Genomic DNA, 11,498 nt, shown 5'->3' with positions numbered 1-11,498 from the left:
CGGATCGTCGCACTGCGGGCAGACGCCCGCGCGCGGCACAGCTGGATCATGGACATATATCTGCTGCGGCCGCCCGAATGACCTCCAGACGGCGGTCGCGGTTACGGTAATCCCGCGACCGACCGGTATGTGCGGGGCGCCGGCAGTAAAGCCGCCACCCACGAGAAGGGTTGTGTTCCCCGCGGATTCGTGGCAACGCCAAGGTTCGGATCGTTTCGGTTCGGCCGGTGACGGCCCCGTGGCAGGATCATCGGCATGGGGCCCTTTCTCTTCCGTGCCGCGCTGACCGGTGTCGCACTATGGGTGGTCACACTGATCGTCCCGGGCATGCGGTTCGTCGGCGGCAACACGACGTGGCAGAAGATCGGCATCATCTTCGTCGTCGCGGTGATCTTCGGTCTCGTCAACGCGATCATCAAACCGATCGTGGCGATACTTTCGATCCCGCTCTACATCCTGACGCTGGGGCTGTTCCACATCGTCGTCAACGCGTTGGTGCTCTGGATCACCGCCTCGATCACGCACCACACCACGCACTGGGGGCTGCAGATCGACCACTTCTGGTGGACCGCGATCTGGGCCGCGATCGTCTTGGCGATCGTGAGCTGGCTGCTGTCGCTGGTGGTGGGAGACGTCAGCCGCGTCGCTCGCCGGTGATCGGCCACATGCCCGCTACCTCGACAGGTGTCCGGTGAGATCGGCAAACTGGACGGGTGCCGGAATTACCCGAAATCGAAGCGCTCGCGAACCATTTGCGTCGTCACGCCGTCGGCCTGCCGGTCGGGCGGGTGGACGTGTCCGCGTTCTCGGCGCTCAAGACGTTCGATCCGCCGATCACCGTCCTGCACGGGCGCACCGTGACCGGCGCCAACCGGTGGGGCAAGTACCTGGGCTTGCAGGCCGGGGACCTGCACCTGATCACCCACCTCTCGCGGGCGGGGTGGCTGCGGTGGTCCGGCAGGCTGGCCGGCGCGCCGCTCAAGCCGGGCAAGGGGCCAATCGCGCTGCGGGTGCATCTCGGCACGCCCGGCGACGCGCCGGGCTTCGACCTGACCGAGGCCGGCACGCAGAAGCGGCTGGCGGTGTGGCTCGTCTACGACCCTGTGCTGGTTCCCGGCATCGCGACGCTGGGCCCTGACGCACTGGAAGTCACCGCCGAGAAGCTGGTCGGCCTGCTGGCCGGCAACAGCGGCCGGATCAAGACCGTGATCACGGATCAGAAGGTGATCGCCGGCATCGGCAACGCCTACAGCGACGAAATCCTGCACGTGGCCAAGCTGTCGCCGTTCGCGACAGCCGGAAAGCTGAGCACCGCCCAGATTGCCGACCTGCACGACGCGATGGTGTCGGTGCTCACCGACGCGGTATCGCGGTCGGTGGGCCAGCAGGCCGCCACCCTCAAAGGCGAGAAGCGGTCGGGTCTGCGGGTGCACGACCGCACCGGCCTGCCGTGCCCGGTCTGCGGGGACACCGTCCGACAGGTCTCGTTCGCCGACAAGTCGTTGCAGTACTGCCCGACCTGCCAGACCGGCGGCAAAACCCTAGCCGACCGGCGGATGTCGCGACTTCTCAAGTGAGTGCTCCGGCCACCACCGCGCTGGCTACGCTGTCGGGGTGACACGTCAGAAAATCCTCATCACCGGCGCGAGCTCCGGCCTGGGGGCCGGCATGGCCCGGGCGTTCGCCGGGAAAGGCCGCGACCTGGCGCTGTGCGCCCGCCGCACCGAGCGGCTCGAGGAACTCAAGGCGGAGCTGACCGGACGCCATCCCGACATCACGGTGGCCGTCGCAGAACTCGACGTCAACGACCACGAGCAGGTGCCCAAGGTCTTCGCTGCGCTCGGCGACGCGCTGGGCGGCATCGACCGGATCATCGTCAACGCCGGCATCGGAAAGGGCGCCCCGCTCGGATCGGGCAAGCTGTGGGCGAACAAGGCCACCATCGAAACGAATCTGGTCAGCGCCCTGGTCCAGATAGAGACCGCGATCGAGATTTTCGCCAAGGCCGGATCCGGGCATCTGGTGCTGATCTCGTCGGTGCTCGGCAACAAGGGTGTGCCCGGCATCAAAGCGGCCTACGCCGCCAGCAAGGCCGGCGTCTCGTCACTGGGCGAATCGTTGCGCGCCGAATACCCGAACGGCCCGATACGGGTGACGGTGCTCGAGCCGGGCTACATCGAGTCGGAGATGACCGCCAAGTCGGCCACCACCATGTTGATGGTCGACAACGAAACCGGGGTACGTGCCATGGTCGACGCGATCGAACGTGAGCGCGGCCACGCCATCGTTCCGCGCTGGCCGTGGGCGCCGCTGGTGCCGCTGCTCAAGGTCCTGCCGCCCCGTTTCACCAAGCCATTCGCCTGATCTCAGGCGGGCCGGCCGCGCTGGCTGCGGTAACGGCGAATCAGGCTGTCCGTCGAGCCGTCGGACTGCCCCGGCGGCGACGTGTCGGCGGTGAGCACCGGCAGCAACGCCTTGGCCTGCGTCTTGCCCAACTCGACGCCCCACTGGTCGAACGAGTCGATGCCCCAGATGACGCCCTCGGTGAACACGATGTGCTCATACAGCGCGATCAGCTGACCCACCACCGACGGCGTGAGCTTGGTCGCGAGGATGGACGTCGACGGGCGGTTGCCCGGCATCACCTTGTGCGGAACCACGACAGCCGCAGTGCCTTCCGCGGCAATCTCCTCGGCGGTCTTGCCGAACGCCAACACCTGGGTCTGGGCGAAGAAGTTGCTCATCAACAGGTCATGCATGCTGCCGGTGCCCTCGACCGTCGGCAGGTCGTCGAGCGGTTGACTGAAGCCGATGAAGTCGGCCGGCACCAACCGGGTGCCTTGATGCAGTAATTGGTAGAAGGCGTGCTGGCCGTTGGTTCCTGGCTCGCCCCAAAAGATTTCGCCGGTATCGGTGGTGACGGGCGTGCCGTCGGCGCGCGTCGACTTGCCGTTGGACTCCATGGTCAACTGCTGCAGATAGGCGGCAAACCGCGCCAGGTCGTTGGAGTACGGCAACACAGCACGGGATTGCGCGTCGAAGAAGTTGGAGTACCACAGCCCGATCAACCCGAGCACCGCGGGCGCGTTGGATTCCAGTGGTGCGGTTTTGAAATGCCGGTCCACGATGTGGAATCCGGACAGGAAGTCGGCGAAGGCCTCGCGGCCGATGACGGCCATCAGCGACAGCCCGATCGCCGAATCGACCGAATAACGGCCGCCGACCCAGTCCCAGAAACCGAACATGTTGTCGGTGTCGATGCCGAAGTCATCGACCAGGCGGTTGTTGGTGGAGACGGCGACGAAGTGCTTGGACACCGCGGCGTCGCCCAGCGCCGAGGTCAGCCAGCGGCGCGCGGCCGTCGCGTTGGTCAGCGTCTCCAGGGTGGAGAACGTCTTGGATGCGACGATGAAAAGCGTTGTGGCGGGCTCCAAGTCGGCCAGGGCGGCGATCAGGTCAGCGGGATCGACGTTGGACACGAAGCGCGCCGAAATTCCCGCATCCGCGTAGTGACGCAGCGCCTGGTAGACCATCACCGGGCCCAGGTCGGATCCGCCGATGCCGATGTTGACGACGGTCTTGATGCGCTCCCCGGTGGCTCCGGTCCAGTCGCCGTTGCGCAACCGGTCGGTGAAGTCGCCCATCGCGTCCAGCACGGCGTGCACGTCTTCGACCACGTTTTGACCGTCAACGGTCAGCTCGGCGTTCCGGGGCAGGCGCAGCGCGGTGTGCAGCACGGCGCGATTCTCCGAGGTGTTGATGTGCACCCCGCTGAACATCTGGTCACGGCGCTCCTCCAGGTTGGCCGTACGCGCCAGATCGGCCAGCAGCTGCAGGGTTTCGCGCGTGACCCGGTGCTTGCTGTAGTCGATGTAGAGGTCGCCGACCGTGACGGTGAGGTCGTGGCCGCGGCCTGGATCGTCGGCGAAGAACTGGCGAAGGTGGGTTTTGCCGATCTGATCGTGATGCCTGCGCAGGGCGTTCCATGCCGCAGTGGCGGTGATGTCGGATTGCACGGAGGTCATGGGTTGACCCTAAGCGATCTAGGTGCTCGCCAACACACGCTGCAGGTCGGGCTTCATGGCCTGCCGTCGTGCGCCCGGCATGACCAGGTGTGCGTGCCGCTATCCGGAAAGTTGAACACCCGCGTTGGTCCCGCCGCGGCCTGATGCGCCGGGCGCTTTCCAGCAGGCTGGCGTCCAGCTCGCTGTGTCGCCCAGGTCCGCTCGGCCGCGGTTGCCGGTAATCGTCACGGGCGGCCGTGCCGTCGAGCAAATACACGACGCTGCGGTCCCCGCCCTGGAATTCGACCTTGATTGGTGTCAATCGACGGCTAGGGCGCTGCCCTTGTCGACACCACGCCGGTGAATTGCTTTGCTGGCAGAAAGCGTGTCTAGCAGCGCGAACGATCCCACAGCTGAGGCAGATATCGATCGGCGCAGTTGCGAAATCCCGGCCGCCTTTGCGGAATCATTTCGGCGGAATTTACCGCATCGCTGTTAGTGGCCGAGTCGTCCTCTGCCCAATCGCAACAGCAGCATCGCCAGGTCCTTACCGTCGGGACCGAGCTCGCTGTAGCGTTCGATGACCTTCATCTCGCGGCTGTGTACCAGTCGGGTGCCCCCGGATGCCATACGCACCTTGCCGATCGCCTGCGACACCTCGGCGCGCCGCTTGACCGCGGCCAGTATTTCAGCGTCCAATCGGTCGATTTCTTGCCGCAATTCGTCGATATCGGCCGGCGGACTGTCGACAGTTTCGGTGTTCATCTCTGCTATCTCCGCGTTCTCGTGTTGTGGGGGTTCTGGTCTCATCCGGTTCAGGCCTCACACAAGAAACGAGCCCCGAGTCCGGAGGCGGACCACGGGGCTCTGCGAAAGCAGCTAGACCACGGGCACCGCTGGCGGGTACCCATAGAAAAATCGAAGCTGCGCGTCGAGCACCAAACGAGTGTGCCACTAACGGCGGCGCGGGTGCAAAAACGGTTCTGACCGGCTCGGCCCGGCGGGCAGCCATGTCGTCGGCGGTCGGCGGTAAGTTTGGACCGACATGACTGTGCACGCAACCGAAGCAACCGAGGCCGACCAACTGCTCGACGGCCTCAACCCGCAACAGCGCCAGGCGGTGGTGCATGAAGGTTCGCCGCTGCTGATCGTGGCCGGCGCGGGTTCGGGTAAGACGGCGGTGCTGACCCGCAGGATCGCGTACCTGATCGCGGCCCGCGGAGTCGGGGTCGGCCAGATCCTCGCCATCACCTTCACCAACAAGGCCGCCGCGGAGATGCGCGAACGGGTGGTGCGGTTGGTGGGGAACCGGGCCCGGTACATGTGGGTCTCGACGTTCCACTCGACGTGCGTGCGGATCCTGCGCAACCAGGCGTCGCTGATCGAGGGCCTCAACTCCAATTTCTCGATCTATGACGCCGACGATTCGCGTCGTCTGCTGCAGATGATCGGCCGCGACATGGGACTGGACATCAAGCGGTATTCGCCGCGGTTGTTGGCCAACGCCATCTCGAACCTGAAGAACGAACTGATCGATCCGCACCGGGCGGTGTCCGATCTGACGGAGGATGCCGACGACCTGAGCCGCACCGTCGCCACGGTCTACGGCGAGTACCAGCGGCGGCTGCGTGCCGCCAACGCGCTGGACTTCGACGACCTGATCGGCGAGACCGTCGCGGTGCTGCAGACGTTTCCACAGATCGCGCAGTACTACCGGCGGCGGTTCCGGCACGTGCTGGTCGACGAATACCAGGACACCAACCACGCGCAGTACGTGCTGGTGCGCGAACTGGTCGGTCGCGGCTCCGAAGATCCGCCCGGCGAAGCATCCGACGTTGTGCCGCCGGCGGAGTTGTGCGTCGTGGGCGACGCCGACCAGTCGATCTACGCGTTTCGCGGCGCGACGATTCGCAACATCGAAGACTTTGAACGCGACTATCCTGAGGCCAAAACGATTCTGCTGGAACAGAATTACCGCTCCACCCAAAACATCCTGTCGGCAGCCAACTCGGTGATTGCCCGCAACTCCGGACGTCGCGAGAAACGGTTGTGGACCGACGCCGGGGAGGGTGAGCTGATCGTCGGCTACGTCGCCGACAACGAGCACGACGAGGCCCGGTTCGTCGCCGAAGAGATCGACGCGCTGGCTGATCGCGGCGATATCACCTACAACGACGTCGCCGTCTTCTACCGAACCAACAACTCGTCACGGTCGCTGGAAGAAGTGTTCATTCGCGCCGGGATTCCGTACAAAGTCGTTGGGGGAGTGCGGTTTTACGAGCGCAAGGAGATCCGGGACATCGTCGCCTACCTGCGCGTGCTGGACAATCCCGGCGACGCGGTCAGCATGCGACGCATACTCAACACGCCCAGGCGCGGCATCGGTGATCGGGCCGAGGCGTGTGTGGCGGTGTACGCCGAGAACACGGGCGCTAGCTTCGCCGATGCGCTACAGGCTGCCGCCGAAGGCAGAGTTGCGATGTTGAACAGCCGTGCGGAGAAAGCGATTTCGGCGTTTGTAGAGCTGCTTGACGAGCTACGCGGGCATCTCGACGACGACCTGGGCGACCTGGTGGAGACGGTGTTGGAGCGCACCGGCTACCGCCGGGAACTGGAATCTTCCAGCGATCCGCAGGAGTTGGCGCGGCTGGATAACCTTAACGAACTCGTTAGCGTCGCACACGAATTCAGCATCGATCGGGCCAACGCGGCCGCGTTGGAAGGCTCCGACAGTGCCATCGAGAGCGAGGATGTTCCCGACGTCGGTGTGCTGGCGGCGTTCCTGGAACGGGTGTCGCTGGTAGCCGACACCGACGAGATCCCCGAGCACAGCGCCGGAGTCGTCACGCTGATGACGCTGCACACCGCCAAGGGCCTGGAGTTCCCGGTGGTCTTCGTGACTGGCTGGGAGGACGGAATGTTCCCGCACATGCGCGCGCTGGATGACCCGGCGGAACTGTCCGAGGAGCGCCGACTGGCCTACGTCGGCATCACCCGGGCCCGGCAACGGCTGTACGTGAGTCGGGCCATCGTCCGGTCGTCCTGGGGACAGCCGATGCTCAACCCGGAATCCCGCTTCCTGCGCGAGATTCCGCAGGCGCTCATCGACTGGCGCCGCACCGCCCCCGTGCCGTCGTACAGCGCGCCGGTGAGCGGTGCCGGCCGGTTCGGCATGCCGCGCTCGGCGCCCACCCGCGCTGGACAGATCAAGCGCCCGCTGCTTGTTTTGCAACCGGGCGATCGGGTCAACCACGACAAGTACGGACTTGGCCGCGTGGAGGAAGTCTCCGGCGTCGGCGAATCGGCGATGTCGCTGATCGACTTCGGTAGTGCCGGGCGGGTGAAGCTGATGCATAACCACGCCCCGGTCGCCAAGCTCTGAGGCCCTTTCCCGAGCGTGACGTCATGGCGACTTTTTCGCGAAATGCTCGCCGTGAGAACACGTTCGGCAACGCCGGGTTACTCCGTCAGCCAGCGCTTCGTTTGCGGGTGCAGCGCCAGCGCCACGCTGGCCAGCGGCAGCAGCGGCAGGGCGTGCACGATCCAGGCGACGCGCGCGCCGGCGAGGAACAACCCGCCGTAGGTCAGCAGCGCGACCACCGCGCCGACGATGATGAGGTAGCGCCCGACCGGCCGACGCTGCAACAACGCGATCACCCCGGAGACCGTGGACACCGCAAAGACCAGTGCGAGAAACGCGACCGCGATGCAGAACAGGTGGTTCAGCCTCCACCAGCCGGTAACCAGATCGGTGGCCACCACCGACGTAGCCCACCCGCTGACGATGCTGACCGCGCAGGCGCCGACGGCGGTTCGGTCGCTGCCCTCTGCCGGGGTGCCCGGCCTTGGGGCGGCGCGAGTCGAGTCCTCGAGTGAAACGTGGGCGGTGGGGGGATCCACCGTGGGCTCCCCGGCGGGGTCCACGACGGGCAGCGGTCCCGTCGGTGCGCGCCGGATGATCCGGGTCCGCTGTTCCTCTGTCTTGGACTCGGGCGGCTCGGTGCTTTCGGGGGGCTCGCTCGGTTCGGTCACCGGCTCAACCGGCGTAGTTGCCGACACTCAGTCCGCGCTGGGCCAGCCACGGCACGGGATCGATGCGTTCGGTGCCGCCCTGTAGTACCTCGAAATGCAGGTGAGGCCCGGTGGAATTGCCCCGGTTGCCCATGGTCGCTATCTGGTCACCCGCCATCACGCGCTCGCCCACGTTGACGAGCGTGGTGTTGACGTGCCCGTAGAGCGTGACCGTACCGTCGGCGTGGCGCAGCTTGACCCACATTCCGTAGCCGGCGGTCGGGCCCGCGTCGACGACCACGCCGTCGGAGACGGCATAGATCGGGGTCCCGATCGAGTTGGCGAGATCGATGCCGGCGTGCAACACGCCCCAGCGGTACCCGAAGTTCGAGGTGAAGATGCCGTGCGTCGGCATGACGTAGAGCGGTTGCTGCAGCCGCGCCTCGCGCTGAGCGCGCTCCTGCGCGAACGCCTCCCCTTTGGCGAGTTCCTCGTTGTGGGCCGCGACGTTCGCGGCCGGTTGTACCGCGATGACCTGCACACCGCGGGGTTCGCCGTTGTCCGCGCCGCCGAGCAGCGACGACGCATTGGCGGTCAGCACCGACTCGGGCTTGGGCGTCTCGGTGTGGCTGGTTGCCGTGTGGGCGGCCGCGGCCGTGGCGCCGGCGGCCATTGCCCCGATCAGTAACCGGCCGCGGGCGGCGCTGGTGGGCTGCTTGCGGTGCTGGCCCCGCCTGGGAACACCGGTGACGTCCGGCTCGACGCCCACCCGCGGCAGGACGTCCGTCGCCTCCCAGGGAGCGTCCAACAGCAGCGGGATCAGATCATCCACGTCGTTCAGGTCGTCGAGCTCGGGGGCCAGCAGCACCTGGGCTTCGTTGTCGAAGTTGGAGTGGCCGAAGTCCACGTCGTGGAGGTCGCCGAAGTCCAGGTCGTAGACGTCATCGATGTTGAAGCCGTCCAGCGGAAGGATTTCGGTGACCTCGTTGCGGTTATGGTTCAACCAGGGTTCGCGACGTGTGGGGGCCGCAACGGCGACGGCGGAGCGAACGAATCTGTGCTGGGACAAGCTGAAATGTCCTCGGATCGTGACCATAACGTTATCTGGACGTTGAGACGGTATCCGCTAACAGACGGGCCTGGCAACAGAAGCCAAAAAACCAATCCAAGATTGTGATTTTCATCACGTTTAATGACTTCCGGTATGTCGTGAGCTGCACCACATCGGTGGACGCGGCGCCACCAGCCGTGCAGTGGGTGGATACAGTTCCTCCGTGCGAGTTGCCGAATCCGGCGTCATGCACCAGGAAGCCTCCCTAATGGCCGATACGAAGACGTGGAGCCCATGGATCTTTTCGAGTACCAAGCGAAGGAACTTTTCGCCAAGCACAACGTACCGAGCACACCCGGCCGGGTGACCGACACCGCCGAGGGCGCCAGGGCTATCGCCGAAGAGATCGGCCGCCCGGTGATGGTCAAAGCGCAGGTCAAGATCGGCGGGCGCGGCAAGGCGGGTGGCGTGAAATATGCCGCGACTCCCGACGACGCCTATGAGCACGCCAAGAAGATTCTTGGTCTGGACATCAAGGGTCACGTCGTGAAGAAGCTTTTGGTCGCCGAGGCCAGCGACATCGCCGAGGAGTACTACATCTCCTTCCTGCTCGACCGCGCCAACCGGACCTATCTGGCGATGTGCTCGGTGGAGGGCGGCATGGAGATCGAAGAAGTGGCAGCCACCAAGCCGGACCGGCTCGCCAAGGTTTCGGTGGACGCCGTCGCCGGTGTCGACCTGGCCACGGCGCGATCCATCGCCGAGCAAGGCCACCTGCCTAAAGAGGTGCTTGACGCCGCCGCGGTCACCATCTCGAAGCTCTGGGAGCTGTTCGTCGGCGAGGACGCGACGCTGGTCGAGGTGAACCCGCTGGTACGCGACCCCGACGATCGCATTCTGGCGTTGGACGGCAAGGTCACGCTGGACGCCAACGCCGACTTCCGGCACCCCGATCATGTCGAGTTCGAGGACCGCGACGCCACCGACCCGCTGGAGCTCAAGGCCAAGGAGCACGACCTCAACTACGTCAAGCTCGACGGGCAGGTGGGCATCATCGGCAACGGCGCGGGTCTGGTGATGTCGACGCTGGACGTCGTCGCCTACGCAGGCGAGAAGCACGGTGGCGCCAAGCCGGCGAACTTCCTCGACATCGGAGGTGGCGCGTCCGCCGAGGTGATGGCCGCCGGGTTGGACGTGGTGCTGGGTGACGAGCAGGTCAAGAGCGTCTTCGTCAACGTCTTCGGCGGCATCACCTCCTGTGATGCCGTGGCCACCGGGATCGTCAAGGCCCTGCAGATCCTGGGCGACGAGGCCAACAAGCCGCTGGTGGTGCGGTTGGACGGCAACAACGTCGACGAGGGCCGGCGCATCCTGGCCGAAGCCAACCACCCGTTGGTGACGCTGGTAGCGACGATGGACGAAGCCGCCGACAAAGCCGCCGAGCTGGCGAGCGCCTGAAGTGGCGATCCCAAGCGTGGCGCAGCCGGGCGCAGCGGTTCGACACTTGAGAAAGGACCACTAGACCAGATGGCAATCTTTTTGACCAAAGACAACAAGGTCGTCGTCCAGGGCATCACCGGCTCTGAGGCCACCAAGCACACCGCGCGGATGCTCGCGGCCGGCACGCAGATCGTCGGCGGCGTCAACGCCCGCAAGGCGGGCACCTGCGTCGCGCACAAGGACGTCGACGGCAATCCCGTCGAGCTGCCGGTGTTCGGCAGCGTCGTCGAGGCGATCGAGAAGACCGGCGCCGACGTGTCGATCATCTTCGTGCCCCCCGTGTACGCCAAGGACGCGATCATCGAGGCCATCGACGCCGAGATTCCGCTGCTGGTGGTGATCACCGAGGGAATTCCGGTGCAGGACAGCGCCTTTGCGTGGGCGTACAACTTGGAAAAGGGCGCCAAGACCCGGATCATCGGGCCGAACTGCCCGGGCATCATCAGCCCGGGACAGTCGCTGGTGGGCATTACCCCGGCCGACATCACCGGGCCGGGCCCGGTCGGCCTGGTGTCCAAGTCCGGCACGCTGACGTACCAGATGATGTATGAGCTAAGGGATTTCGGGTTCACCACGTCGATTGGTATTGGCGGCGATCCGGTGATCGGCACCACGCACATCGACGCCATCGAGGCGTTCGAGAAGGACCCTGACACGAAGCTGATCGTGATGATCGGTGAGATCGGTGGCGACGCCGAGGAGCGCGCGGCGGACTTCATCAAGGCCAACGTGTCCAAGCCGGTCGTCGGCTACGTCGCGGGATTCACTGCGCCCGAAGGCAAGACGATGGGCCACGCCGGCGCGATCGTGTCCGGCTCGTCGGGGACCGCGGCCGCCAAGAAGGAAGCCTTGGAAGCGGCCGGTGTGAAGGTCGGCAAGACGCCGTCCGAGACGGCCGCGTTGGCCCGCGAGATTTTGCAGGGCCTGTAGCG

General features: G+C 65.7%; 10 protein-coding genes and 2 pseudogenes. 8 read left to right on the top strand and 4 right to left on the bottom strand.

All coding sequences use genetic code 11. From position 1 onward, the window contains the following. From JO236_RS20345 to JO236_RS20325, 5 genes and pseudogenes are all read left to right on the top strand, one after another. Nucleotides 1-81 (top strand): annotated as a pseudogene (locus tag JO236_RS20345) (precorrin-6A synthase (deacetylating)); the annotation flags it as partial. Between the two features lie 174 nt (nt 82-255). Beyond that, nucleotides 256-657 carry a phage holin family protein gene (locus JO236_RS20340; RefSeq protein ID WP_293334723.1) on the top strand — a complete coding sequence of 134 codons (402 nt, stop codon included), beginning with the start codon at nt 256-258 and terminating at the stop codon, nt 655-657. A 56-nt stretch (nt 658-713) separates the two neighbouring features. Beyond that, nucleotides 714-956 (top strand): annotated as a pseudogene (locus JO236_RS20335) (DNA-formamidopyrimidine glycosylase family protein); the annotation flags it as partial. Nucleotides 957-1,103: 147 nt separating this feature from the next. Continuing rightward, a complete protein-coding gene (locus tag JO236_RS20330; protein ID WP_293334726.1) occupies nt 1,104-1,577 on the top strand; it encodes a zinc finger domain-containing protein in 474 nt (157 codons plus the stop codon). 37 nt (nt 1,578-1,614) lie between these two features. Continuing rightward, nucleotides 1,615-2,364, top strand: coding sequence for an SDR family oxidoreductase (locus JO236_RS20325; RefSeq protein ID WP_293334720.1), 750 nt, complete (start codon nt 1,615-1,617; stop codon nt 2,362-2,364). A gap of 2 nt (nt 2,365-2,366) precedes the next feature. Here the strand turns inward: JO236_RS20325 and pgi are convergent, their stop codons facing one another. Together pgi and JO236_RS20315 are read right to left on the bottom strand one after the other, a co-directional pair. After that, nucleotides 2,367-4,025: a glucose-6-phosphate isomerase gene (gene pgi, locus JO236_RS20320; protein ID WP_293334717.1), complete on the bottom strand. Its 1,659-nt coding sequence runs from the start codon at nt 4,023-4,025 to the stop codon at nt 2,367-2,369. 474 nt (nt 4,026-4,499) lie between these two features. Then, nucleotides 4,500-4,814 (bottom strand): chorismate mutase, encoded by a 315-nt coding sequence (locus tag JO236_RS20315; RefSeq protein ID WP_293334714.1) that lies wholly within the window; start codon nt 4,812-4,814, stop codon nt 4,500-4,502. A 235-nt stretch (nt 4,815-5,049) separates the two neighbouring features. Here JO236_RS20315 and pcrA point away from each other — a divergent pair, with 235 nt between their 5' ends. Continuing rightward, nucleotides 5,050-7,386 carry a DNA helicase PcrA gene (gene pcrA, locus JO236_RS20310; protein ID WP_293334711.1) on the top strand — a complete coding sequence of 779 codons (2,337 nt, stop codon included), beginning with the start codon at nt 5,050-5,052 and terminating at the stop codon, nt 7,384-7,386. A gap of 77 nt (nt 7,387-7,463) precedes the next feature. Here the strand turns inward: pcrA and JO236_RS20305 are convergent, their stop codons facing one another. Together JO236_RS20305 and JO236_RS20300 are read right to left on the bottom strand one after the other, a co-directional pair. Next, entirely contained in the window at nt 7,464-8,036 is a 573-nt protein-coding gene (locus JO236_RS20305; protein ID WP_293334708.1) for a hypothetical protein, read from the bottom strand. A gap of 4 nt (nt 8,037-8,040) precedes the next feature. Next, the gene (locus tag JO236_RS20300) at nt 8,041-9,084 is read right to left on the bottom strand and encodes a M23 family metallopeptidase (RefSeq protein WP_293334705.1); all 1,044 of its coding nucleotides are present in this window, start codon (nt 9,082-9,084) and stop codon (nt 8,041-8,043) included. 276 nt (nt 9,085-9,360) lie between these two features. On the opposite strand from JO236_RS20300, the gene sucC reads away from it, so the two are divergent. After that, the gene (gene sucC, locus JO236_RS20295) at nt 9,361-10,524 is read left to right on the top strand and encodes an ADP-forming succinate--CoA ligase subunit beta (RefSeq protein WP_293334702.1); all 1,164 of its coding nucleotides are present in this window, start codon (nt 9,361-9,363) and stop codon (nt 10,522-10,524) included. Between the two features lie 69 nt (nt 10,525-10,593). After that, on the top strand, nt 10,594-11,496 hold the full coding sequence (gene sucD / locus JO236_RS20290) for a succinate--CoA ligase subunit alpha (RefSeq protein ID WP_293334699.1): 903 nt from the start codon (nt 10,594-10,596) through the stop codon (nt 11,494-11,496). Nucleotides 11,497-11,498 lie beyond the last annotated feature (2 nt).

It is taken from the genome of Mycobacterium sp. (genome assembly GCF_019247635.1).
Classification (GTDB): domain Bacteria; phylum Actinomycetota; class Actinomycetes; order Mycobacteriales; family Mycobacteriaceae; genus Mycobacterium.
This window is presented reverse-complemented; position numbering and strand designations above follow the sequence as displayed.